The sequence below is a fragment of the Shewanella sp. VK101 genome, assembly GCF_056497865.1.
This window is the reverse complement of sequence record NZ_CM151402.1, coordinates 1,279,489-1,304,633: the sequence shown is the minus strand read 5'-3', so window position 1 is coordinate 1,304,633 and position 25,145 is coordinate 1,279,489. Positions and strand designations below refer to the sequence as shown.

Here is a 25,145-nt window from a genome sequence, read left to right as displayed (position 1 = left end):
GGTTTGACAATATGCTAAAGATCACCAGCAAGCAATTTGAAGTCACAGCTGCTATCCGTGAACGTGTTGAGAGCCGCCTTGCCAAACTGAACCGTTACGATACCCAGTTGATTAATCCCCATGTCATCATCCTCACAGAAGGGCCACTCTTTAAAATAGAAGCATCAATTAAACTGGCCAACGGACAACTTTTTGCCCAGGCGAAACATGAAAATCTCTACGCAGCCATAAATGCAATGGGACAAAAGCTGGAAAAACAGCTCAATCGCCTGACCCACAAACCCGCAGCTCAGCGTGGTGCCTTGGAAACCGAAGCCACCGAACCTGAGTTCGAATATGATTATAAGGAGGATTACGCAGCTTGATATTTCAATCTCCCACTAACCAGCGCACCTCCGGGTGCGCTTTTCATTGCTGAACCCAAGGATTTTTTGATTGACAGCCCAAGGGGATAGTTTTAGCTTAAACGCCATGAAATACCTCAATCGCTCATTTTTTATTTTCTTTTTTACACCTCATTTCCGGAGGCGGCCCTGACGTGTAAAAACGAAAGTGAAAATTGCCAAGCCTCCCACCCGGGAGGCTTTTTTGTCTGTATCATGCACTGAGTATTACTGGTTTAGAGGTCAGAATGAACAAAGTACCATCGCTGGAGCGAATAAGGGATGACATCACTACCCTGGACAGGGATCTGTTGGCACTGTTGGCCAAACGCCGGCAACTCAGCCTGGAAGTCGCCCGCAGCAAAGAGGTGGACATTCGCCCTATCCGTGATACCCAGAGAGAAAAAGAACTCTTGGCCAGGCTGGTTCGCCAAGGGCGGGAACAGGGGCTGGATGCCCACTATGTCATCAGTCTGTACCAGGCCATTATTGAAGATTCTGTACTGAACCAGCAAGCCTACCTCCAGGGCAGAGCCAATCCCGAAACCCAGAAACAGCAATACTGCATCGCCTATTTGGGCGCCAGAGGTTCATATTCCTACCTGGCCGCCAGCCGCTACTGTCAACGCCGTCAGGTAGAGATGCAGGATCTGGGTTGTCAGAACTTCGATGATATAGTGCAGGCCGTCGAGTCCGGCCATGCCGACTATGGTTTTCTGCCGATAGAAAACACCTCATCCGGCTCAATCAACGAAGTCTACGATGTGTTGCAGCACACCAGCCTGGCTATTGTGGGTGAAACCACTATAGAAGTGGGTCACTGTCTGCTGGCCAAAGCGGGAAGCAAGCTTGCGGATATTAAAACCGTCTACGCCCACCCCCAACCCATCAGCCAATGTAGCCGCTACCTGAGCCGCCATCCCGACTTTCGTCTGGAATATTGCGCCAGCAGCGCCGAGGCAATGGAAAAAGTTCTCCAGGGCGATAACACTGTGGCCGCTATCGGCTCCAGTGAAGGCGGCGCCCTCTACCAGTTGGAACCTCTGGAGCAGGAACTGGCCAATCAAAAAATCAACCAGAGCCGCTTTATCGTAGTGGCCCGCAAGGCGATAGAAGTGCCGGAGCAACTGCCGGCCAAGACTACTCTGATTATGGCCACCGGTCAGAAGCCAGGCGCCTTGGTGGAAGCCTTGCTGATCCTTAAAGATCACAACCTCAATATGAGTAAGCTGGAGTCACGCCCTATCCCGGGCACGCCTTGGGAAGAGATGTTTTATCTGGATGTCGATGCCAATCTGGCATCCATAGCTATGCAGCAAGCACTTGCCGAGCTTGAGCGGCTCACCCGCTTTATCAAGGTACTTGGCTGTTACCCTTGTGAGACGGTCGAGCCAACCCAGCTGAGTCACAGCCAACTGTTGATTGAACCTGAGAGTTCCAGGCAGGACAGCGCCAAACCGTCACCCCAGAGACATTCCCGCCACTATAAACCGGCCAGCACAGAAATTAGTTGCGGCCAGCTCAAACTGGGGCAAGGCCAGTTCGCCGCCTTGGCGCAACTGAACCTCCCCATAGATGCAGCCAGCTTTGCCCCAAGCGCCAAGGCCCTCAGGGAAGCGGGATTTCAAGGGGTGGTTCTCAGCACACTGACGCGCCAACCCAATGCCAAACAGCAACTGCCCAAGTTGCAGAGCCTGTTAAACCAAGCCGGGCTGCAGAGCATTGTTACCTTGGAGCATGCAGAAGATCTCGCTCTGGCCCAGACCGCGGCCGACATGCTGCTGCTCAGCGGCAAACAGATGTACAACACAGAGCTGCTCAACGCGCTTGGTGGACAGAACCTGCCGGTAATATTGGAGCGTAATCCCATGGCCAGCCAACAGGATTGGCTGACCAGCGCCGATACTCTGCTCGCCGGCGGGAATCAGCAGTTGATCCTTTGTGATGCGGGGGTCAGTGGATTGAATCAACCAGAACAACTTGTGTTGGATCTCGCCGCCCTGGTGGAACTAAAAACCCAGAGCCACTTACCGCTATTGGTAAATCCAAGTCTGTGCCTCAGCCCAAGCAGCAGTGAGCAAACACTGACTGCTCAGGCCTTGGCTATCAAGGCGTTGGGAGTAGATGGTTTAATCATCGCAGTCGATGTCCGTCATCCACAGCAACATGGAGGCTTAATCGCCAAGCTGTATCAGACAGCTTGAGTCGATTCGGCAGCGGCTTTACCGGCCTCTGCCGCCTCGCGGCTGCGGCGGATCAAACGGGAAACCGTTGAGCCCTGCACCATGATAGAAAAGACCACCACGGCATAGGTCATTACCAGCAAGAGATCCCTGAGCTCCAGCTCGGGGGTCAGCACTATCCCCGCCGGAATACTCATGGCCATAGCCAGCGCCAGGCCGCCCTTGAGCCCGCCCCAGATCAGGATCCCCTCCGCGCCTTGGCTGTATTGCCGCATACGCCGGAACCCCAGATAAGGTAAGTACACACTGACACATCTTGCCAACAACACCACAGGGATACTCAGCAGCACAAACCACCAGAGTTGCATATCCAGATGGGTCAACAGCAGAAGGAGCCCCAATAGCAGGAACAAGAGCGAATTGAAGAAGTGTTCAAGCAGGCCCCAGAACCTTTGCAGCAATATTCTCCCCGTGACCCCAAAGCATTTTGGCACGGTGAAATTCCCCAGCACGATTCCAGCGGCCACCATGGCCAGAGGGCCGGACACCGAGAGTTTTTCTGCCATCACATAACCTGCGGTCGGCACCACCAAGGTAATCAAGAGTCTCTGGGTTTCTTCATCCGTGAGTTTCATCAGTTGATGCAGCGCAAAGGCCAACGCCAGGCCATAGGCAATGCCACCAACGGCCTCATGGAAAAACAGCGCGCCGACATCGGCCAGGCTCAGAGCCTCGGCGGAAAAAGCCAGCTGCGAGACAGCAACAAACAGCACCAGGCCAATGCCATCATTGAACAGCGACTCACCCTCAACCTGAATGGCAATATCCTCAGGCGCGCCGAGTTTTTTCAAGATGGCCAAAACCGCTATCGGATCGGTTGGTGATATCAAGGCCCCGAACAACAAACAGTAACTCCAGGGCAGTATCAATCCCAGCAGCGGCATCAAATAGAAGCAAAGCGTTGCCACTGTCAGAGTGGAAATCACAGTTCCTAGCAGAGCCAGACAGAGAATTTCCCATTTCTGGCTGGCCAGCACCTTGAGCCTTATCTGCAGCGCACCGGCGAAGAGCAGAAAACCCAACATACCGTTCAGCAGCAGCGCCTGAAAGTCTAGGCGCTGCAATACCGAAATGGTTTTGATATGGATATCCAGCTCAAACAACTTACCCACCACCAGTATAATCAGGCTAAGGAGCATGGCCAGGCCTGTGATGGCTATGGTTTCTTGCAGTGAGTGAAAACGGCTGGATAACAGCGAGATAATCAGTGCCAGCGCCGCCAGCACACAGAAGAGTTGATAGTCCGTCATATTTCCTTGCGATCAGGCTGACCGCTTCCCTGGTAGCAGACAAGAGCTACATGGCTTGTCCATCTGTGAGGCTGAGCCAGCCCTTGAAGATTCGGTAACTGAACCAGATAACCCCCAGGGCGCACAAGCTGAGGCTGAGCCACAGCGGATTGACCCAGTAGCCCATAGCCAGTAGCAGTGCCAAACCCATAATACTGCGCCTTTGCCAGCGCAAGTGAGAACCCAGCAGCGACAGAGGTGCAACCTGCCTTTGGCTTAAGTTAATCAACAGGCTCAGGATCACAGGCAGGAAAAACAACGGAAAGGCACACATAAGCGCATATAAAAAATGGCCCATGCTGCGATCTTCACTGGCAAATGCTTCTGAGGGTAAGCTGGTCATAGTCTGTCTCCGGCCAACATCTGGAATGCAGGGCCCAAAGCTCTTGCCCTGCTTTAACCATACTGTGAGATCGCCACTTCTGCAATGCCGGAAATAGAATTAGAAGGGGCCGGTTTCCAGTTGAATATCACTCTTCACCCGGCTGGAGCACGCCAGCACCATACCTGAGTCAATCTCATCCTGGCTAAGTGTTTGCTGGCTGCTGCTTTCCACGTCACCGGAGACAACCCGGCACTTACAGGAGCCACAAACGCCGCTGCGACAGGCGGCAATAATGGGCAAACCTTCAGATTCCAGCGCTTCTAGCAGGGTCTGCTCACCATTGATGCTGAGCTCAAGGCCGGCAACACTCAAGCGGTAATTAACCGAACCGTCACCCGCGGGCGCCGAGGTATTTTCAGCAAAGCTTTCCTTGTGAAAGCGCGTCATATCGAAGTCTGCTTGCGCCAGCATCTGCTCTGTGGCAGCCATATAAGCCTCTGGGCCACAGACATACACGGTGCGCTGGAGATAATCCGGCACCAGTTGTTCCAGTGCCGCCAAGCTCAGGCGTCCCGGTAACATAGGGCACTCGGCAAGGTCCCCGGAGACTGAGGCTGTCTCACCTCCCTGCTCCAGCAGATAGCCCAGCTTAAAGTTATCGTGACGGCTGTTCATGGCCCGCAAACTGCCTCGGAAGATGAGATCCTGTTCGCTTCTGGCACAGTGAATAAAGGCGATATCGCTGTCAAGATAACTGTCGGTCAGAAAACGGCTCATGGAAAACATCGGCGTGATGCCACAACCGGCGCTTAAAAACAGGTAGCGCTCGGCCGGTATATCGATAAGGTTGAACTGGCCGTAGGGCCCGGAAGCCATCAGGCTGTGGCCCGGCTTAAGATTATCGATAAGGTAGTTGGAAATTTTGCCGCCCTCAACCCTCTTGATGGTCAGCATCAAAGAATTAGGCCGAGATGGCGAAGATGAGATGGTATAACAGCGGCGATACTCCTCACCGGCAATCTCCAATTGCAATGCCAAAAACTGCCCGGGCTTGAAATGAAAAGACAGCGGCTGGGCCGCTTTAAAACGAAAACTCACCACATCCGGGGTTTCCTGCCAGCGGGCGACACAAATGAGCCGCAGCTCTCCTGGAACCCATTGACCAGCCTGAAATTGACTGATTGCCGGCGAAACTTGTAATGGATTGAGTGTCATCGAAACTCCCTCTACAGAGAAAGAAATGGCCGGAATGCCGCTGGCATTCCGGCCTCAAGAGATACGCATCAAGCGGCGCCGAGAATCGCCTCCAGGTCTTCCTCAACCGTGCCGACATTGCGCAAGCCGAACTTATCTTCCAATACCTTCAGCAAATTGGCGGTCAGGAAGGCCGGCGGAGTTGGGCCGGTACGTATGTTCTTCACTCCCAGTGACAGCAAGGTCAACAGGACCACTATCGCCTTCTGCTCAAACCAGGACAGCACCAGACTCAGCGGCAATTCGTTGATATCACACTCAAAAACTTCAGACAGTGCCAGCGCCAGCTGAATCGCCGAGTAGGCGTCGTTACACTGGCCGATATCCAGCAGTCTGGGGATACCGTTGATATCACCGAATTCGAGCTTGTTGAACTTGTACTTGCCACAGCCCAGGGTCAGGATCAGGCTGTCTTTTGGGGCCGCCTTGGCAAGGTCGGTGAAATAACTGCGCTCGGCCTTGTCACCATCACAGCCGCCAATCAGGAAGAAGTGGCGGATATTGCCGTTCTTGACGTTTTCAACCACGGCAGGCGCCGCGTTCATCAAAGCGTTGCGGGCGAAACCTATGGTGATCATATGGGGGATCTCATCATAGGCAAAGCCTTCAAGCGCCAGTGCCTTGTCGATAACGGCACTGAAATCGTCGCCGGTCAGGTGAGTCACGCCCGGCCAACCAACGATACTGCGGGTAAAGATACGGTCGGCATACAGACCGACATTGGGATCGATAATGCAGTTGGAGGTCATCACCACGGCGCCGGGGAAGTTGGCAAATTCCTTCTGTTGATTTTGCCAGGCGCTGCCGTAGTTCCCCACCAGATGCGGGTATTTCTTCAGCTCGGGATAGGCCAGCGCCGGCAACATCTCACCATGGGTATAGACATTGATACCCTTGCCTTCTGTCTGTTGCAGGATGAGCTCGAGATCTTTCATATCGTGGCCAGAGACCAAGATTGCCTTGCCCTTCACCGGTTTGGTGTTGACCTGAGTCGGCTCTGGATGACCAAAGGCCGCGGTTTCACCGGCGTCTAGCATAGCCATCACAGAATAGTTGAGCTGACCTATCTCCATCGCGGTGGCAAACAGCTTGTCCGCATCTGTGCTGTCGGTCGCCAGAAAGGCCATGATTTCGTGGAAACGACCGGCCACTTCGCTGCTGGTCTGATCCAGAACCCGGGCGTGTTCCATATAGGCAGCCGCCCCTTTCAGGCCGTAGAGGCACAGGAGCCGCAGACCGAGAATATCTTCATTGAGGTCATCACCTCGGTTGGGCGCAGCCACTTTGGCCTGTTGTAACAGCTCGGCCTTGGACGCCCCCAGCAGCAGAGTCGCCGCGGCGGACATAGGCTCGGGTGTCACGCCCCTTTGTTCGCAAAGCTCCAGATAGCGCAGCTTTAGCTGTTCTCGCAAGCGAGCGGCCTCTTTTGCGTATTCGCTAATCCGCTCGTCGTCGAAGTTGACATTGGTCAGAGTGGCGAAAAATGCCTTGGGCACAAAGGTATCAACTTGCGGATCGATAACCTCAAACTCCCGGAGTTTAACAGCATAGGCGGACAGCCCCTGCAACATGTAAATCAACAGATCCTGCAGATCCGAGGTCGCGGCCAATTTACCGCACATCCCCTGGGCATAGCTGCAGCCATTACCGGCCGGGGTTCGAATGGTTTGCTCACACTGAATACAAAACACGGCATATCTCCTTTAATCATGCTTTATTTTTGCATGTTTTAAATCAGTGTACTCTTTCATCGCTCAGACGAAAGAACGTGAGTCGTAAAGCTTGAAGGGGATCACCTTAAGCGATTGCTGAACAAATGGCTTTTTGACTTCTATCTGGCTGATACAAATGAAAAAGGAGCCTAGAAGGCTCCCTTGGATAAATCGCGTTGCACTGCCAGCGGAGTTGACCGCCTTGAGATCAGTGACTCTTCATATCATTGACCGACTGCAGCATGCTGCGGCTTTCGCTGCGAAACTGTGGTGCAAAGTCACCGAACCATTCAGCCACCTCACGGAACTGGCGCACAAAGCCATCTCTGTCACCGGCCTTGAGCATGGCCAAAGCGCCGGCATAGTTGTCCAGATAGTCGGAAATAGCCCCCAGGCTCTCCTGTTGGGCGAAGATGATATCGGCGTAAAGCTCTGGGCTTTGGGCAAACAAGCGACCGACCATGGCCAGCTCCAGCCGGTAAATCGGTGAACTGAACTGCAGCAGACTATCGAGATCGGCCTGCTCCCGGCACAAGTTGAGGCCATAGACAAAGCTGGAGAAGTGGCGCATCGCCTGCACCAGTTGCATCGCTTTATCATGCTTACCGGCATCCGCTTCCACCAGCCGTGCTCCCCAAATAGCTATCTGCTCCAGCAGCCAGGCATAAGCCTCACTCTGCCGGCCATGGCACACCACAACAACCTGCTTGGCAAGGCTGCCCACATCCGGGCCAAACATGGGATGAAGCCCCACCACAGGTCCGCTGTGGGCCTCGAGCATGGCTTGCAGCGGCTCCGACTTTATCGAGGTCAGATCCGCAAGAATGCAATCCTTGGGCAAACGCTGTAAACGGGAGCTAATAAGCTCACAGGTAATGGCAATCGGCACAGTGACCAATACCAGACCGGCCCCGTCGAGGATAGCATCGGCATTATTCCAATCATCTTTATCGAGCAGATGTACTGGATAGCCGGAGAGTGTCAGCATCTGGGCAAACAGGGTGCCCAACTGGCCACGACCGCCAATGATCACCACCTTGTTGATATCCGGGTTCACCTGCTTGAAACCCACATCCTTCTCGTTGAGATAGGATTCCCGCATCAAGCGCCGGAGCACATCTTCTATCAACTGCGGCGATACCCCCAGACTTTCGGCTTCTGCACGGCGCTTGGCCAACATGGCGGCCTCCCGCTGCGGTGCATAGATGGGCAGGCCGGCGTTGTGTTTGACCGCGCCGACCTGGGCCACCAAATCCAGCCGCTGACGCAGCAACTTGAGTAACTCTTGGTCGACGCCGTCAATCAGTCCGCGTAACTTTTCCAGCTCTGTCGTGGTTTTCTCACTCATCTCAAATCTTCCGTCAGCCATTTGCCACCCTGAGCATATCAAAGCGAGTGGGTAAAATAGAACTCAGTTGCGCCGCTCCTTGCCTGAGCAGTTGCTCCGTGTCCTGCCAATCTATGCAGGCATCTGTGACCGAAACCCCATAGTCAAGCTCGGCAAGCGGCTTATCACAGGCCTGACTACCGGCAAACAGATGGCTTTCCAGCATCAAACCTATTATGGAACGATTGCCCGCCGCTATCTGGTCAAATACATCCCGGCACACAGGCAGTTGCCGCCGATGATCTTTGTTGGAGTTGCCATGACTACAGTCGATAATCAGTCTGGCATTGAGCCCAGCACCATGCAGCTGCCGTTCACACTCGGCCACCGAATCGGCGTCATAGTTGGGGCCCGCCCCACCCCGCAGTATCACATGCCCGTCCGGGTTACCGGCGGTTTGCAGCAAAGCCACCTGCCCTTGTTGATTGATCCCCATGAATCTGTGACTGCTGGCCGCCGACTTGAGGGCGTTAATGGCCACCCCCAGATTGCCATCCGTGCCATTCTTGAACCCTACCGGCATGGAAAGCCCGGAGGCCATCTCCCGGTGGGTTTGTGATTCTGTGGTTCTGGCGCCTATGGCTGACCAAGTCACCAGCTCGGAAATATATTGCGGACTGATGGGATCCAGCGCCTCGGTGGCAACCGGCAACTCGAGTTCGGCCAGAAACAGCATCAACTCCCGCGCCATCCGCAACCCTTTTTCAATATTGAAGGACTCATCCATATCGGGATCATTGATCATCCCTTTCCAGCCCACTGTAGTTCGGGGCTTTTCAAAGTAGACCCGCATCAGGATAAAAAACTGGTCCTTGAGCTCGTCATGGAGCTTTTTCAGTTTCAGGGCATATTCCTTGGCCGACTCAATATCGTGAATAGAGCAAGGGCCGGTGACGACCAACACCCGGTTGTCACGCTTGTGAACTATGTCGGAAACCGTCTTGCGGGCACTGAGAATATAGCGATAACCGTGATCAGAAAGTGGCAACTGCTGCTTGAGTTCTTCGGGAGTTATGAGGACTTGTTCGGCACTGATGTGCACATTCTCTATATTACTGGACTGCATTCTGATCACCTGAAATTAATTTGCGCGACTTGCTTAATTGCATCATTGTAGCGGTACACCATTACAGCATTACACTATGCCGAGACTGGGCCAAGAGATCAAGGGCGAAACCAGAAAAAATTTTCATGTCGTCGCAAAGGTGGGAGCAATAGGCTGGGCACTTAGTCTGTGCAGGCGTGCAGGATTGTGAGCTTGGCTGACTTGCGCGATAGCAATCTGCTGTCGCCAGTTCGTGGAGCAGAGAAAGAGAAAACAAAAACCCGCCATATAGGCGGGTCTCTGTGCGAACACTTGCGTCTTTATGTAGCGGCTTACTTAGTAGCCAGCTTCTCACGGATACGTGCAGACTTACCTGAACGCTCACGCAGATAGTACAGCTTGGCGCGACGAACGCGACCACGACGCTTAACTTCGATGCTGGAAATCAGTGGGCTGTGCGTTTGGAAAGCACGCTCAACACCTTCACCATTAGAGATCTTACGTACGGTAAATGCAGAGTGCAGACCGCGGTTACGCTTAGCGATAACCACGCCTTCAAAGGCCTGCAGACGCTCTTTGTCACCCTCTTTAACACGAACCTGAACGACTACGGTATCACCGGCACCGAACTCAGGTACGTCTTTTTTCATTTGCTCATCGTTGAGCATTTTAATGATGTTGTTCATAACTTACTCCGTTCTAGAATTAACTGAGCTGCGACTAGGCTGAGTCCATTGCGTCAACGAACTGCGCTAATAGAGTCGTCTGTTCGTCAGTCAGAGCTAGATGTTCAAATAATTCTGGTCGTCGCTGCAGTGTTCTTATCAAACTCTGCTGTAGACGCCAGCGTCTAATTTCTTCGTGGTTGCCGCTGAGTAACACCGCCGGAACATCCAGTCCATCGAGACATTCAGGCCGGGTATAGTGAGGACAATCCAATAATCCGTCAGAGAAGGAATCCTGCTCTGCCGAGGCCTGTTTGCCCAGCACGCCGGGAACCAGTCTCGAAACCGAATCTATCAGGGTCATTGCCGGCAATTCACCGCCCGAGAGCACGTAATCACCAACCGACCACTCCTCATCCACTTCCGTCTGAATGATGCGCTCATCGATACCTTCGTAGCGACCGCACACCAGGATCAGCTTGGATGATTGTGCCAGCTCAGATACGCCTTGCTGAGTCAGCTTGCGTCCCTGAGGTGACAGATATATCACCTTGGCTCCCTCACCTGCCGCAGCCTTGGCTGCATGAATGGCATCGCGAAGGGGCTGAACCATCATCAACATTCCGGGACCACCACCATAAGGTCTATCGTCCACAGTGTTGTGTCTGTCATGGGTGAAATCCCTGGGATTCCACGTCTGTACTTCCAGCAGGCCATTCTTCACGGCCCGACCCGTCACGCCAAAGTCTGTTACTGCTCGAAACATCTCCGGGAACAGGGTGATTACCCCTAACCACATAAGCTGTTTCCTCGACTCAGAAGTCCGGATCCCAATCCACTAAAATCTGTTTCGCCGAAACGTTCACCTCTTTGATGAACTGTTCGGTGACAAAGGGGATCATACGTTCCGCTTTGCCAAAGCTATCTTTGGCGTTGGCCTTCACCAGCAAGACGTCGTTGGATCCTGTTTCCACGATCTGATCGACCTTGCCCATGTTGTAGCCCTTGGTGTTGATCACTTCGCAGCCGATAAGATCGCGCCAGTAGAACTCATCTTCCGGCAGGTCTTTCATCTGCTCAGGCAGTATGCCGATCTCACAGTTAGTGAGCATCTGCGCCCGCTCCCGCGTCTCTACCCCTTCAAGTGCGGCAACAACCGCCTTGCCCTGATAGCGCCACTGGGTGACCTTCACTTCACGCCATTCGCCCTGCTCTTTAATGAGCCAAGGTGAATAGTCAAAAATACCTTCAACAGAATCGGTATAGGCGGTGATTTTCAGCCAACCTTTAATGCCATAGCTGGAACCAAGTTTGCCCAACACGATTGGCTGTGGGTTACTGCTCATCAATCTATACCTTAAACGCTATTAAGCAGCTGCTTTACGAGCGTCTTTGATCAGTTTTGCTACGCGTTCTGTAGTTGCAGCACCGTTTGAAACCCAGTGCTCAACACGGTCCAGATCCAGGCGCAGAGTTTCTTCCTGGCCTTTGGCCAGAGGGTTGAAGAAACCTACACGCTCGATGAAACGACCGTCACGGGCATTGCGGCTATCAGCAACAACGATGTTGTAAAATGGACGCTTTTTCGCGCCACCACGAGCTAAACGAATGGTAACCATGCGTTCTTTATCCTCTAATGATTTGCTTTTCAGCAAAAATAAAAACTGGAACCCCGTGTTCGCGAAGAGTCCCAGATAGAAAGCCGGAAGATTTTACCTGACTTTCGGGCGAATGCAACCGATCCCGGCTAATTTTACAACGCCCATTCACAGCTTATCCCAAGCGGGACAATAGCTAAGGAAGGTTTGCACCTTCCCGGTAAGGTCATTTGGTATCAACGACCGGGGAATTTCATTCCCGGAGGCAACATGCCTCCCAGGCCGCGCATCATCTTATGCATGCCGCCTTTGGCGGACATTTTCTTCATCATTTTCTGCATCTGGGTAAACTGCTTCAGCAAGCGGTTTACATCCTGAATTTGAGTGCCGGAACCGGCGGCGATGCGGCGTTTACGTGAGCCCTTGATCATATCCGGGCGCTTACGCTCATCTGGCGTCATGGAGTTAATGATAGCCTCCATCTGACCTGTGAGCTTACCGTTTTGCACCTGCGCCAAAGCATCAGGAGGCAGTTGACCGACACCGGGCAGCTTTTCCAGCATCCCCATCATGCCGCCCATATTCTTCATCTGTTGCAGCTGCTCACGGAAGTCTTCCAGGTCAAAACTGCCGCCGGACTTCACTTTTGAGGCCAGCTTAAGGGCTTTTTCCTTATCGACACCGCGCTCAACTTCTTCGATGAGCGACAACACGTCTCCCATCCCCAGAATACGGGAAGCGACCCGGTCTGGATGGAAAGGCTCAAGGGCATCAGTCTTCTCACCGACCCCAAGGAACTTAATGGGTTTACCTGTAATATGGCGAATGGACAGGGCGGCACCGCCTCTGGCATCACCATCCACCTTGGTGAGGATCACCCCGGTCAGCGGCAGCGCTTCATTAAAGGCCTTGGCGGTATTGGCCGCATCCTGACCTGTCATGGCGTCGACCACAAACAAGGTTTCAACCGGCTTGACCGCAGCGTGCAGTGCCTTGATCTCATCCATCATCGCCTCGTCCACATGCAGACGACCGGCGGTATCCAGAATCACTACATCGATAAACTTACGCTTGGCGTAAGCTATGGCATCATTGGCGATATCCACCGGTTTCTGGCTGACGTCCGATGGGAAAAATTCGACTTCAACTTCATTGGCCAGGGTTTCCAGCTGCTTGATCGCCGCCGGACGGTATACGTCGGCACTGACCACAAGCACAGACTTCTTCTGTCTGGTGCGCAGGAACTTACCCAGCTTGGCGACACTGGTGGTTTTACCCGCGCCCTGCAGGCCCGCCATCATCAATACGGCAGGTGGCTGGGCGGCCAGGTTGAGGGCCTCATTGGCCTCGCCCATGGCTTTTTCCAGTTCACTCTGGACAATTTTGACAAACACCTGGCCCGGGGTCAGGCTCTTGGCCACTTCCTGGCCAACGGCACGTTCTTTGACGCTGCTGACAAATTCCCGCACCACAGGCAGGGCCACATCGGCCTCCAGCAATGCCATACGAACTTCGCGCAGGGTGTCCTTCACGTTCTCTTCAGTCAAGCGACCCCGACCACTGATATTTTTCAGGGTGCGGGACAATCTGTCGGTGAGATTCTCAAACATCGTCCAGTTCTATACCGTTTATGAATGTAAAATGATGGGGCGTATTATAACTATGCCGGGGTATTAATGCAGCCCTGTTCTCAAGATGGGGTTAAATAGACGCTTATCAAGGTGCAAATAAACATTTTGCCTTAATGCGGGTGGGAACCAATTGCCGTATTTTATGCACTAACTGTCGGGAACTGCATAATTTTGTCGTCTGGGTCACTGCCCAATTACCGACGGCTCATGTTATTCTAACGCAAACAAGTTTTTCCGATGCCGCCCACAGAGGCCAATTACACATAAGGATAGGTTAATCCCAGATGGTCATTCTCTCTGCTGCCGCGATGTTTTTCTACAGCATAGCGCTGATATTAGTGACAAGCCGCTTATTTCATGCCGAGGGGCCCAACCGCCGCGCCGTAGCCGGTTTTGCCGCCTTGGGTGTGATACTGCACGCCGCAGCCCTGTACCAGGCGATCTTTACCGCCGATGGCCAGAACTTCAGCCTGACCAATGTGATATCCATGGTGAACTGGATCATCGCTTTGGCGTTCACTCTGGTGCTTTCCCGTATCAAGGTCATAGTCTTGGTGCCTGTTGTGTATGCCTGCTCTGTGATATCCGTAGCCCTGCTATGGCTGCTGCCACCCAAATACATTACCCATTTTGAGCTGCACCCCGAAGTGTTGGTCCATGTGGTGTTGTCATTGATGGCCTACAGTGCCTTGATGATAGCGGCACTCTATGCCATCCAACTGGCCGTTATCCAGAACAAGCTGAAGAAAAAGCAGCTGATGTTGAGCCCGGCTATTCCGCCGCTGATGACGGTCGAAAAGCAGCTGTACCACCTGATCATCATAGGGGTGATTTTGCTGAGTCTGTCGCTCGCCACCGGCTTTATCTTCCTTGATGATATGTTTGCCGATGGCAAGGGTCACAAGGCGGTACTTTCCATTCTGGCTTGGTTCGTCTATATCGCCATGTTGTGGCAGCAATATACCGTGGGTTGCCGTATCCGCACGGCGGTGATCTACAGTCTGACAGGCGCCAGCCTGCTCTCCCTGGCTTACTTTGGCGCCCGCATCGTCAAAGAGCTCATCCTGAGCTAATCTGAGTCGAGTCGGGCAAGGCCTAGACCTTTGCCTGACTTGACACTCCATCCAATTGCCAGTATTTACTAACTTTCGCTATTCCTGACGGGGCCCCTTTTTGGACGATATATCGACCGGCATACTCCTGATAATTCTACTGCTGTTAATCCTGATTTCGGCGTATTTTTCCGGTTCGGAAACCGCCATGATGACCCTAAACCGCTACAGGTTACGTCATCTGGCCAATAATGGTCACAAGGGCGCCAGACGCGCCATTAAGTTGCTGGACCGCCCCGATAGGCTCATAGGCCTGATCCTCATAGGCAACAACCTGGTCAATATCCTGGCCTCCTCAATCGCCACTATTTTAGGGATTCGACTCTGGGGCGACTTGGGATTGGCCATAGCCACCGGGGTACTGACACTTGTGGTATTGGTATTTGCCGAAGTGACGCCCAAAACTGTGGCTGCGCTGCACCCCGAACGTATCGCCTTCCCCTCCAGCCTGGTACTCAAGTGGTTGCTGTGGCTGTTTTCGCCTCTGGTCAAGAGCGTCAATATTATCACCTCCTTTATTCTCAGGCTGATGGGAATACGCTCCATCCGTGCCGATGATGCCCTGAGCCAGGAAGAGCTGCGCACAGTAGTACATGAAGCCGGGGCCCTGATCCCAAGACGCCACCAGGAGATGCTGTTATCGATTCTGGATCTGGAAAAGGTTACAGTGGAAGACATCATGGTGCCCCGCTCCGAGCTCTATGCCATCAATATCAATGATGACTTCAAGAGTATCAACAAGCAGGTTATTCAGAGCCCGCATACCCGGGTACTCTTGTATCGTGACAACATAGATGATGCCGTGGGTTTTGTGCATCTGCGTGATGCCTTGAGACTGCAGTCCAAGGAGCAGTTCAGTAAATCCTCGCTACTTAGAGCCGTGAAAGAGCTGTACTTTATTCCCGAGGGCACACCGCTCAACGTGCAATTGGCCAACTTCCAGCACAATAAGGAACGCATAGGCCTGGTGGTGGATGAATACGGTGATATTCAAGGATTGGTGACGCTGGAAGATATTCTTGAGGAAATCGTCGGTGACTTTACCACTTCCATGGTCACTACTCCCAGCGAAGATATTACCCCGCAGCAGGATGGCAGCTTTCTGATCGATGCCACCATCAATATCCGCGATCTCAACAAAGAGATGGAATGGGACTTCCCCACCGACGGCCCCAAGACCCTCAATGGTTTGATTCTGGAATATCTGGAAGAGATACCCCAGGCCAATACCAGCCTGAGGCTCGCGGGTTACCCGATGGAAGTGGTGGAAGTGGCCGACAACATGATCAAGACAGTGCGGATCATGCCGCAGTTTTATCGCCCATCCTGAAACTCAACCCACTTTGAGCTGAGTCATTGGGCAGTATTGGCTGCCCTTTTGGCGGCTTCCAGTGCCCGGCGTTTGTCCCGGGCTATCGCGGTGATGGTGTTATCCAACTCACCTTCCAGCCCCAGCATAAAAAACACTTCGGCCATCAGGAAAAAGGGGCCAATAAGCAGTTGGTTAAGATCATCGATAAAAGCCGGTTTGGCCTTTTCATACTTGTGGCCAATAAACTGGAATATCCAACCTATGACAAAAACCGTTATGCCCAACCAAATACTGGCATAGCCCAGGGTATAGAGCCATTCGGTCGTCAGAATCATCGGCAGGATAAACAGTGCCAGTCCCAGCGCCAAACGCCAATGCAGCTTGATGTAATAAAGCATCACCCCAACAGCCAGCAACATGGCGACGCTGAGAGTGCCGCTTGAAAAAGGCAGGCGCCACAACGACAGCATTAAAAATACTGACCATATAATCAATGGGATACCGATAAAATGAGTTTTGATATTGGTAGGGTTCAGATGCACACTCTTATAAGTGGACAACTGTTCAACAGCCGACTTCATGACGCTCTCCTTGGTTTTGTTATTATTCTCCTCCCGCCAAGCAGGGACCTCGAGTGTCTATTTGATTCCGGTGCAGGCCCATATACTTGAGCTTCAGATAAGTGCCTGTACTCAGATGCGATTAATACACCTGATGGTTTGAGAGTACCGCAACAATTAACCAGTGACAACGCCATAAAAAAGGAGCCTCTCGGCTCCTCTCATGCTTTGACAAACTGTACTTTGACAAACCTGACAAACAGCCAGTCTGACGACTTGGACAAGGCCCTCAGTACCAGGCAAGACTTAGTTATGTTAGTCACTTAAGATTACAGTCGCCACCGCATAGTGACGTTCATCGGCAATGGACAGCAGTGCTCGCTTGGCGCCCAGTGTTTCCAGGCGCTGGCGCGCGCCATCACTGAATTCAAGCTGGGGCGCACCATCGGCATTATTGCTGATATGAATATGCTGAAACGAGACTCCACGGCCTATTCCGGTTCCCAGCGCCTTGGCAGCCGCTTCCTTGGCCGCAAAGCGCTTGGCCAGAAATCGCGCCGGTTCGCTCAGCGTCTGAAAGCGGGCATATTCGGCCTCGGTCAGCACCCGTTTGGCCAGCCTATCTCCGCCCCGCTCCAACTGAGCCTCAATGCGGGCGATTTCCACTATGTCGGTTCCCAGTCCCAGCACAGCCATTACTCGCCTCTGCGACCTTCCAGCATGAGTTGCTTCATATCTCTGACCGCCTTGTCCAGGCCGTCTATCGCCGCCCTGGCTATGATGGCGTGGCCGATATTCAGCTCATGCAACTCTGGGATGGCAGCTATCGGCTTCACATTGTGATAGTGCAGCCCGTGCCCTGCGTTGACCACCAGGCCCTTGCCATGAGCATAGGCCGCCATTTCCGTGATACGGGCCAACTCCTCACTCTCCTCTTCGGCGCTGTGGGCGTCGGCGTAGCGGCCGGTATGAATTTCTATCACGGGCGCACCCACGGCTACGGCGGCATCTATCTGCTCGCGGTTGGCATCGATAAAGAGTGATACCTTAATGCCCTGTTCGGCCAGACGTTTAACAGCCGCGGCGATTTTCGGCTGCTGACCGGCAACGTCCAAGCCGCCCTCTGTAGTAAGCTCCTCGCGTTTTTCCGGCACCAAACAAACATAGGCAGGCTTAACCTCACAGGCGATATCCAGCATCTCTTCGGTGACCGCCATTTCCAGATTCATCCGGGTCTTGAGCGTCTTGGCCAGCAGATAGACATCGCGATCCACTATGTGGCGTCTGTCTTCACGAAGATGGATAGTGATCCCCTCGGCGCCGGCGTGCTCGGCAACGGCCGCTGCATGCACAGGATCCGGGTAATGGGTGCCACGCACCTGCCGCAAGGTGGCGATATGATCTATATTCACCCCTAACAAGATTCTATTCATCTTTAACTCCTTGATAATTCCTGGAATGCACCAGCCTGTTCGGCGGTATAAAAGCAGTTTCTATTCTCTGCCATTGTAACGGCAGCATTTGAAAAAAGCGGGCTGAAGAGCTCATTTCTCTCCTCGACTGGACGGCTGTGGGGCCCTTGGCGAACTCCCCCCCCTGCGGGCAAACAACTGCCTGCTGAGCAGTGGCTTATCACCGAGCAGAGGCCGGAGCAATTGCCGGGTCAAGACTTTGGCGGCTTGCCAATCCTCTTGCTGAAGGCGATTTTCTGCCAATGCCAATAGAGTGCTTCCCGGTAGTGCCTCTTGTCGCTTGGCATCACCAATAAAGGGGATGAACCCCTGTTCGGGAATGAATCTGTAGCAGCCATCGGCTTGGATATCGGCGCCATCAGCATCCTTCACCAATGAGGGCATGCAGCCAAGCTCGGATAAGAGTCTGAGCTCGAAATAGCGCAGTGTTGTCTGCTCAAAGCCCTTGGCCAGCGCCAGCAGGCTCTGATGATAACTGAAAAACAGCGCTTCGCCACTCTGGTGGTTGCCCAGTACCCGCACCAAGAGTTCATTGAGGTACATGGCCGCATATAAAGCGTCCCCGGACAGGGGCACTGCCGGGGACGCACTCTCAATTTGAGCCAGGGTTCTGAGGTCGCTGCGGCCACTCAGTTGGAACAGCAGCGGCTGAAACGGTTGCACTATGCTCTTTATCGAGCGCTTGCCACTGCCGACTCTGGCAACGGCGTCGACCCGACCAAGACCATCCACCAGCAGGTTCAACAACATGCTGGATTCCCGATAGGGCCGGGCGTGCAGCACATAGCCTCGCAGCATAGTCGGCCTCAGTCTTCGCCGTAACCCAGGCTGCGAAGGGCACGTTCATCATCGGCCCAGCCCGACTTCACCTTGACCCAGACTTCCAGGAACACTTTGTTATCAAATAACTGTTCCATGTCCTTGCGGGCCTCAGTGGCGATAGTGCGGATCCGCTCGCCCTTCTTGCCGATCACCATGCGTTTCTGGCCGTCGCGTTCAACCAGAATAAGCGCATTGATCTGATAGACACCATTCTCCATCATCTTGAACTGCTCGATTTCCACCGTGGCATCATAAGGCAGTTCATCACCGAGAAAACGCATCAGTTTTTCACGGACAATTTCAGAGGCCATAAAGCGTTGTGAACGGTCGGTAATATAGTCTTCCGGGAAATAGTGCACGCTCTCGGGCAGTGACTCTTTCGCCAGCGACATCAAGCGGCCAACGTTGGTACCCGACTTGGCTGAGATGGGCACAATTTCATCGAAGGCATATTTCTGCCCCAGGGCTTCCAGGTGCGGAAACAGTGTCTCCTTATCCTTGATATAGTCGACCTTGTTCACCGCCAGCACTGTCTTGCGATCACTGCCGCCATGACGCAGTTTATTGAGCACCATTTCGTCATCAGCGGTCCAGTTGAGACCATCGACCACAAAGATCACCATGCAGACATCAGCCAGCGAGCTGGCGGCGGCGCGGTTCATCAAACGATTGATGGCGCGCTTTTCCTCTATGTGCAATCCGGGGGTGTCGATAAAGACTATCTGCGATGGGCCTTCGGTGTGGATCCCCATGATCCTGTGGCGGGTGGTTTGCGGCTTCCGGGAGGTGATACTCACCTTTTGGCCGAGCAAACGGTTGAGCAAGGTGGACTTGCCGACATTGGGGCGACCGACTATGGCCACCATACCGCAGTAGGTAACATCATAGGCGGGTGTCGGTGACTGCTGGTTCATCTTGGCCAGCAGTTCATCCAGGCTCGGCTCCTGGGCCGGTACCTCTGGGGTCTTACTCATTTTTTCAGTAACTCCAATATCCCAGCAGCGGCTTGCTGCTCGGCTTTTCTGCGTGAACTGCCGGTGCCGGATACGGCTTGAGCCAGCTCTTCGATACGACATTCTACGGTAAAGGTCTGATCGTGCGCCTCGCCGGAAACCGCCACCACTTTATACTCAGGCAGAGGTTTCTTATAGCCCTGCAGGTACTCCTGCAACTGGGTCTTGGCATCTTTCTGGCTGACCCCGGGTTGAATCGCCTTCAGTCGCTGCTGGTACCAGCCCAAGAGCAGTGGTCGACAGGTTTCCAGATCTGAGTCCAGGTAGATGGCACCTATGATGGCCTCCACCGCATCGGCGAGAATGGATTCGCGGCGAAAACCGCCGCTCTTGAGTTCGCCCGGGCCCAGGGTCAGATAGTCACCCAGCTTAAACTCCTTGGCGATTTGTGCCAGGGTATCACCGCGCACCAAGGTGGCACGCATCCGGCTGAGATCGCCTTCGGTCGCCTTGGGGAACTGATGATACAGGGCATCGGAAATCACTATCGACAGGATAGAGTCACCGAGGAATTCCAACCGCTCGTTATGCTTGTTGGCCGCACTTCTGTGAGTCATGGCCTGCTCCAGCAGCGCCATGTTATTGAATTCATACCCCAGAGTACGACACAGACGGGCAAAATTCTTCACAGGTTCTCTCACTTCAAACCACCTACACGTTCAAAACGCACACCGCTTGGCACCCAGGTAGGTAACCAATCCTGAGGCTGGCGCTCAAACTCAAAGCTTATCCAGATTGCCACAGCCTTACCCACCAGGTTGGCTTCAGGCACAAAGCCCCAGAAACGGCTGTCGGTACTGTTGTCGCGGTTATCACCCATGGCAAAATAGTGGCCTTCAGGTACGACAAACTCCCCTTGAGCAAAGCCTGGCTCACGGTAATAGAAGGCCGATGGCTCAGGGCGGGCCGGGTTGATCAGAATATCGTGTGTCACCTCACCCAGTTGCTCGCGAAAACGCAGCAGATCCACGCCATCATCCTGGAATTCGCCTTTATTGACCGGTGCTCTCAATACCAGTTTAGGGCCTGGACAAGGTTGTTGCTCCTTACAAGCTTCCTGAATATAGAGTTCCTTGTTGCGATAGATGATCTTATCGCCTGGCAAACCGATAACCCGTTTGATGTAATCGACCCGCTCATCTTTAGGGTATTTGAATACTATGATATCGCCGCGCTCCGGCTCTCCGGTTTCCACCAGCTTGCTGCGCCATACAGGATCTTTCAGGCCATAGCTGAATTTTTCCACCAGAATGAAGTCACCCACCAGCAGGGTTGGCATCATGGAGCCGGAAGGGATCTGAAACGGCTCGTACAAAAAAGATCTCAGGATTAGCACAAAGGCTATCACAGGGAAAATGGACTTGGAGGTTTCCACATAACCTGGCTCCTGAATGATTTTTTCAGTGACTTCATCGGTCAAGGTGCCATTTTGCGCTTGGGCCAATGCCAGTTTAGCCTGACGCTTGGGGGCCAGCACAAAGGCATCGAGTGCCCAGATAAGGCCACTGACCAAGGTCACCAGCACCAGAATAATGGAAAAATAGGCTGCCATTGGTTATTTAACTCCTGCCTTGTATTAAATTGGAATAAGTCTTGTCAGCTTTAGGGAAGGTGCGAACAAGTCCCATGTGTGCTCTGCGTCGGATTACAAGCCTGGATGCAAGGCGTGGTTCGCAGCAAATGGCCCTAGTCCTTTGCAAGAAGCACAACACAGCAGGCAGGCTTGTAAGCCACGCCCTTCGGGGCTTGCACAGCAACCGGCTTTCGGCGTTATCCGCCTTTGGCAGGCCCCGGCATGCCTTCAGTCAGATGCCTTGAACGCCAATTGCTGTGTAAGCCAGAGTGCCACGAGGACTTGTTCGCACCTTCCTTAGTTAGTTTACCCATATTTGCCGTTCCAGGGACAGGTCTCCCCTTAAACTAACTAAAGCGCCGCAAAATGCGGCGCAAATGAGATGTTGCTATCCAGGGCGCCGAGGCGCCACAGGATCACTCGTTCAGTTTCAATACCGCCAGGAAGGCTTCCTGTGGAACTTCCACATTACCGAGCTGCTTCATCCGTTTCTTACCTTCTTTCTGCTTCTGCAGCAGTTTCTTCTTCCGGGAAACGTCACCACCGTAACACTTGGCGGTTACGTCTTTACGCAGTGCTTTCACGGTCGAACGGGCCACAATCTGACTGCCCACTGCGGCTTGGATTGCAATATCAAACATCTGCCGCGGGATCAGCTCTTTCATCTTCTCCACCAGGGCGATACCACGGTGGCGTATGTTGCCCCTGTGGATGATCATCGCCAGTGCATCGACTCTGTCGCCGTTGATCAACACATCCAAACGCACCATGTCGGCCGCCTGGAAGTAGACAAAATTGTACTCGAGCGAAGCATAGCCACGACTGGTGGACTTAAGCCTGTCAAAGAAGTCCATCACGACTTCGGCCGCCGGAATATGATAGGTCAGTGCTACCTGGTTGCCGTGGTAAACCATATTCTTCTGCACACCGCGCTTTTCAACACAGAGGGTGATCACGTTGCCCAGGTAATCTTTGGGCACCAGAATATTGGCTTCGACGATAGGCTCACGCATCTCTTCGATATAGTTGAGTGCCGGCAACTCGGATGGGTTATCCACATAGACAACATCGCCATTGGTCAGTTCAACTTCATATTCCACAGTCGGTGCCGTGGTGATCAGATCCAGGTCGTATTCCCGCTCTAATCGCTCCTGGATGATCTCCATGTGCAGGAGTCCCAGATAACCGATACGGAAACCAAAGCCCAAGGCGGTGGAGTTTTCCGGCTCAAACTGCAGTGAAGCATCGTTCAGGCTCAACTTATTCAGCGCATCACGGAAGCTTTCATAGTCGTCGGTAGAGATGGGGAACACACCAGCGTATACCTGAGGCTTCACTTTCTTGAAGCCAGGCAGAGGCTTGTCTGCACCGTGTTTGGCATGGGTCAGGGTATCCCCCACAGGGGCACCATGAATCTCCTTGATACCGGCGATGATAAAGCCTACTTCACCGGTTCTCAGTTCAGTTTTTTCTGTCTGCTTGGGTGTGAAGATCCCCACCTTGTCGGCGTTGTAAGTCTGGCCTGTGCTCATGACCTTGAACTTATCGCCCTTCTTGAGCACGCCGTTCTTGATCCGCACCAGAGACACAACCCCTTGGTAGCTGTCGAACCAGGAGTCGACGATCAGAGCCTGCAGCGGCCCTTCCGGATCACCTTCCGGTGGCGGAATTTGTGCCACTATGGTTTCCAGCACTTCGTCTATGCCAACACCAGTCTTGGCAGAGCAGCGTACAGCGTCTTTAGCTTCAATGCCGACTATGTCTTCAATCTCGGCCGCAACCCGCTCTGGCTCAGCCTGAGGCAGGTCAATCTTGTTGAGTACAGGAACGACGTCCAGATCCATTTCCAGCGCGGTATAACAGTTCGCCAGTGTCTGGGCCTCAACCCCTTGACCGGCATCAACCACCAGCAAGGCTCCTTCACAAGCCGCCAGCGAGCGGGAAACTTCATAGGAGAAGTCAACGTGCCCTGGGGTATCGATGAAGTTCAGCTGATAAGTTTCACCGTCTTTTGCCTTATAGTCGAGTGTAACGCTCTGGGCCTTGATGGTGATACCGCGTTCGCGCTCCAGATCCATTGAATCCAGCACCTGAGCAGCCATTTCACGGTCGGTTAAGCCGCCACAAACCTGGATCAGGCGATCTGAGAGGGTAGATTTGCCATGGTCGATATGGGCAATAATCGAAAAGTTTCTAATATGTTTCATTATGCTGCAATGACTAAATTCTAATGGGAGACTGTGCTCAAAGGTGCGAAATTGTACCCGATTGCTGGGCCAATACCAATTAGATTCACACTTTGAGCCTTTGTGGGAAGGACAGGATTAGTGGCAGTGAGTTTCTGAAGCGCTCTCCATGGCTTGGCCAAGATTGGCGAGAATGACAGGTTGAGCCCGGTTTTCAATCCTGCGTGCCTGAGACTTGCCCAGTTGCCAAGCCAGCAAGGCAAAGGCGATCGCCATGGATATGGCGCCGCCATCTGTACTGAACCCGGCGAGTGAGGCAACAAAGCGCCCCAATAACCCGCCCATAAACAACCCGGCCAAAGGCAGCATGTAAACCAACAGAGCCGCCTTGAGCACTACGCTTTCCGGCAAGCCCAAACGCAGTAAAGTGCCTTCGGGATAAGTTTCAGTGCTGGGCAGGGAAAACTCCTGCAGCCGACTGCCAAATGCCTTGGCAACTGCCGAAGTGCCGCAGGATTCGCTGCTGGAACAGTGATTGCAGGCGCTCTTCAACTCCACCTGCACCTTGACCCAACCATCACTGTCTGTACCTATGACCTTAGCCACCTGTTCCATCATAACCCTGTCCTCACTCCAGCCTTAGGCCCGAAGCGATACGGATAAGCGTTTGCGTCGGCACCTTACCGACTGCAACCACTTCCAGATTACCGACTCTGTCAGCCGCCATGGAAAGGCCATTACGGGTCATCAATTCTTCCGGCATGGGCGCATCACCGGCGCGGGCAACGTAGACAGAGATATTGCTGAGGCCATCGGTGAGGGCAATATATTCCACCGGCTCATGACTGCCTATCAGGCGATGATGATCGCGAACCACCACCTGAAAACCGGGCGGCAGCCAATCAAATTTCCAGTTCTGGCCATCTTCCCGCTCTGATGGATTCATCACCGCCGGCCATTGCTGCTTGTAGGCCTCCACCAGCAGAGGTGCGGTTTCCTGCAGTTCTATCAATTCAATGACCAACAACTGCTCCAACAACTGCTTGTCCTGATTCAGCATGTCATAGCGCAGCGGCAGAAAGGTTTCCATATCCATCCACACCTGGAAACCATAGCGATATTCATCATTGGGTAAAATGCGAACCATCTGTCCAGGACGTCCGGCAATACGACTGCGGCCACCCAGCACCAGTTGGTACCCGGCTTCGAGGTCGCCACTGTCACCGAAGAAGGCTGCCGGCATCACCCCTTGAATACGCTTGGCTTTGATGCTGTAGGCGGGCTGTTCGTGTTCGATAAAGGTCACTGTATTGCCGACACGAACGGCATTCTTTGGCGGACCATTGAGGTGTTCGAGAAAGGCCACTTCCTCGCCGTTGACTTTACCGTGCAGGTATACCAAAGGCCGAATATTATCGGCCTGAAGTTGGATGAGAGAAATCTTGTATTCTTTTTCGCGCAGAGCCTGACTCATTTTTTCAAGCCAGGCTTTGGCGGACATATCATCCTGCGCGAAGGCAGGTACTGCAAAGGCCAGAATGGCCAGGAGGAAAAGGCGCAAGA

General features: G+C 53.3%; 25 protein-coding genes and 1 other annotated feature. Of the genes, 4 read left to right on the top strand and 21 right to left on the bottom strand.

Annotated features, from left to right (window positions below):
* Positions 1-11 precede the first annotated feature (11 nt).
* Together hpf and ACSHSR_RS05915 are read left to right on the top strand one after the other, a co-directional pair.
* Entirely contained in the window at positions 12-365 is a 354-nt protein-coding gene (hpf, locus tag ACSHSR_RS05920; protein ID WP_025010573.1) for a ribosome hibernation-promoting factor, HPF/YfiA family, read from the top strand.
* A 108-nt stretch (positions 366-473) separates the two neighbouring features.
* Positions 474-593, top strand: a sequence feature (Phe leader region).
* A gap of 38 nt (positions 594-631) precedes the next feature.
* On the top strand, positions 632-2,587 hold the full coding sequence (locus ACSHSR_RS05915) for a chorismate mutase (protein ID WP_107110675.1): 1,956 nt from the start codon (positions 632-634) through the stop codon (positions 2,585-2,587).
* Here ACSHSR_RS05915 and ACSHSR_RS05910 read toward each other — a convergent pair.
* The 11 genes from ACSHSR_RS05910 to ffh all read right to left on the bottom strand — a co-directional run bounded on the left by ACSHSR_RS05910 (position 2,575) and on the right by ffh (position 13,511).
* Positions 2,575-3,876, bottom strand: coding sequence for a cation:proton antiporter (locus tag ACSHSR_RS05910; RefSeq protein WP_096140804.1), 1,302 nt, complete (start codon positions 3,874-3,876; stop codon positions 2,575-2,577). The genes ACSHSR_RS05915 and ACSHSR_RS05910 overlap by 13 nt on opposite strands.
* A gap of 46 nt (positions 3,877-3,922) precedes the next feature.
* Positions 3,923-4,258 carry a hypothetical protein gene (locus tag ACSHSR_RS05905; protein WP_028779791.1) on the bottom strand — a complete coding sequence of 112 codons (336 nt, stop codon included), beginning with the start codon at positions 4,256-4,258 and terminating at the stop codon, positions 3,923-3,925.
* 99 nt (positions 4,259-4,357) lie between these two features.
* The gene (locus tag ACSHSR_RS05900; protein WP_208142976.1) at positions 4,358-5,455 is read right to left on the bottom strand and encodes an FAD-binding oxidoreductase; all 1,098 of its coding nucleotides are present in this window, start codon (positions 5,453-5,455) and stop codon (positions 4,358-4,360) included.
* Between the two features lie 68 nt (positions 5,456-5,523).
* Positions 5,524-7,185 (bottom strand): hydroxylamine reductase, encoded by a 1,662-nt coding sequence (gene hcp / locus ACSHSR_RS05895; protein ID WP_096140806.1) that lies wholly within the window; start codon positions 7,183-7,185, stop codon positions 5,524-5,526.
* A 229-nt stretch (positions 7,186-7,414) separates the two neighbouring features.
* Positions 7,415-8,554, bottom strand: a complete 1,140-nt coding sequence (gene tyrA / locus ACSHSR_RS05890; RefSeq protein WP_208123633.1) for a bifunctional chorismate mutase/prephenate dehydrogenase — start codon at positions 8,552-8,554, stop codon at positions 7,415-7,417.
* Between the two features lie 13 nt (positions 8,555-8,567).
* Entirely contained in the window at positions 8,568-9,659 is a 1,092-nt protein-coding gene (locus ACSHSR_RS05885; protein ID WP_025887857.1) for a 3-deoxy-7-phosphoheptulonate synthase, read from the bottom strand.
* 311 nt (positions 9,660-9,970) lie between these two features.
* The gene (gene rplS, locus ACSHSR_RS05880) at positions 9,971-10,324 is read right to left on the bottom strand and encodes a 50S ribosomal protein L19 (protein ID WP_025010567.1); all 354 of its coding nucleotides are present in this window, start codon (positions 10,322-10,324) and stop codon (positions 9,971-9,973) included.
* A gap of 34 nt (positions 10,325-10,358) precedes the next feature.
* Positions 10,359-11,102: a tRNA (guanosine(37)-N1)-methyltransferase TrmD gene (gene trmD / locus ACSHSR_RS05875; RefSeq protein ID WP_096140808.1), complete on the bottom strand. Its 744-nt coding sequence runs from the start codon at positions 11,100-11,102 to the stop codon at positions 10,359-10,361.
* Between the two features lie 16 nt (positions 11,103-11,118).
* Positions 11,119-11,649, bottom strand: a complete 531-nt coding sequence (rimM, locus tag ACSHSR_RS05870) for a ribosome maturation factor RimM (protein ID WP_025010565.1) — start codon at positions 11,647-11,649, stop codon at positions 11,119-11,121.
* A gap of 21 nt (positions 11,650-11,670) precedes the next feature.
* Positions 11,671-11,922, bottom strand: coding sequence for a 30S ribosomal protein S16 (rpsP, locus tag ACSHSR_RS05865; protein ID WP_025010564.1), 252 nt, complete (start codon positions 11,920-11,922; stop codon positions 11,671-11,673).
* A 215-nt stretch (positions 11,923-12,137) separates the two neighbouring features.
* A complete protein-coding gene (ffh, locus tag ACSHSR_RS05860; RefSeq protein ID WP_025887855.1) occupies positions 12,138-13,511 on the bottom strand; it encodes a signal recognition particle protein in 1,374 nt (457 codons plus the stop codon).
* A 305-nt stretch (positions 13,512-13,816) separates the two neighbouring features.
* Between ffh and ACSHSR_RS05855 the strand changes: the two genes are divergently transcribed.
* The gene (locus tag ACSHSR_RS05855; protein ID WP_025010563.1) at positions 13,817-14,605 is read left to right on the top strand and encodes a cytochrome C assembly family protein; all 789 of its coding nucleotides are present in this window, start codon (positions 13,817-13,819) and stop codon (positions 14,603-14,605) included.
* A gap of 100 nt (positions 14,606-14,705) precedes the next feature.
* The gene (locus ACSHSR_RS05850; RefSeq protein WP_025010562.1) at positions 14,706-15,974 is read left to right on the top strand and encodes an HlyC/CorC family transporter; all 1,269 of its coding nucleotides are present in this window, start codon (positions 14,706-14,708) and stop codon (positions 15,972-15,974) included.
* A 23-nt stretch (positions 15,975-15,997) separates the two neighbouring features.
* Here ACSHSR_RS05850 and ACSHSR_RS05845 read toward each other — a convergent pair whose 3' ends face one another.
* The 10 genes from ACSHSR_RS05845 to ACSHSR_RS05800 form a co-directional block, all read right to left on the bottom strand.
* Positions 15,998-16,537 carry an Mpo1 family 2-hydroxy fatty acid dioxygenase gene (locus tag ACSHSR_RS05845; protein ID WP_096140810.1) on the bottom strand — a complete coding sequence of 180 codons (540 nt, stop codon included), beginning with the start codon at positions 16,535-16,537 and terminating at the stop codon, positions 15,998-16,000.
* A 294-nt stretch (positions 16,538-16,831) separates the two neighbouring features.
* Positions 16,832-17,212, bottom strand: coding sequence for a holo-ACP synthase (gene acpS, locus ACSHSR_RS05840; protein WP_071238274.1), 381 nt, complete (start codon positions 17,210-17,212; stop codon positions 16,832-16,834).
* Entirely contained in the window at positions 17,212-17,949 is a 738-nt protein-coding gene (gene pdxJ / locus ACSHSR_RS05835) for a pyridoxine 5'-phosphate synthase (protein ID WP_071477137.1), read from the bottom strand. The genes acpS and pdxJ overlap by 1 nt, the downstream gene beginning before the upstream one ends.
* A 111-nt stretch (positions 17,950-18,060) precedes the next feature.
* Entirely contained in the window at positions 18,061-18,786 is a 726-nt protein-coding gene (gene recO / locus ACSHSR_RS05830; RefSeq protein WP_479631338.1) for a DNA repair protein RecO, read from the bottom strand.
* An 8-nt stretch (positions 18,787-18,794) separates the two neighbouring features.
* Positions 18,795-19,784 carry a GTPase Era gene (gene era / locus ACSHSR_RS05825; RefSeq protein ID WP_144134857.1) on the bottom strand — a complete coding sequence of 330 codons (990 nt, stop codon included), beginning with the start codon at positions 19,782-19,784 and terminating at the stop codon, positions 18,795-18,797.
* Positions 19,781-20,464 carry a ribonuclease III gene (gene rnc, locus ACSHSR_RS05820; RefSeq protein WP_028779786.1) on the bottom strand — a complete coding sequence of 228 codons (684 nt, stop codon included), beginning with the start codon at positions 20,462-20,464 and terminating at the stop codon, positions 19,781-19,783. Before rnc ends, era begins: the two co-directional genes overlap by 4 nt.
* Positions 20,461-21,375, bottom strand: a complete 915-nt coding sequence (lepB, locus tag ACSHSR_RS05815; RefSeq protein ID WP_025887849.1) for a signal peptidase I — start codon at positions 21,373-21,375, stop codon at positions 20,461-20,463. Before lepB ends, rnc begins: the two co-directional genes overlap by 4 nt.
* Positions 21,376-21,812: 437 nt before the next feature.
* Positions 21,813-23,603, bottom strand: a complete 1,791-nt coding sequence (gene lepA, locus ACSHSR_RS05810; RefSeq protein WP_025010555.1) for a translation elongation factor 4 — start codon at positions 23,601-23,603, stop codon at positions 21,813-21,815.
* Between the two features lie 117 nt (positions 23,604-23,720).
* Complete coding sequence (locus ACSHSR_RS05805) at positions 23,721-24,200, bottom strand: SoxR reducing system RseC family protein (RefSeq protein ID WP_025010554.1); 480 nt, start codon at positions 24,198-24,200, stop codon at positions 23,721-23,723.
* Positions 24,201-24,210: 10 nt separating this feature from the next.
* On the bottom strand, positions 24,211-25,143 hold the full coding sequence (locus tag ACSHSR_RS05800) for a MucB/RseB C-terminal domain-containing protein (RefSeq protein WP_479631337.1): 933 nt from the start codon (positions 25,141-25,143) through the stop codon (positions 24,211-24,213).
* Positions 25,144-25,145 lie beyond the last annotated feature (2 nt).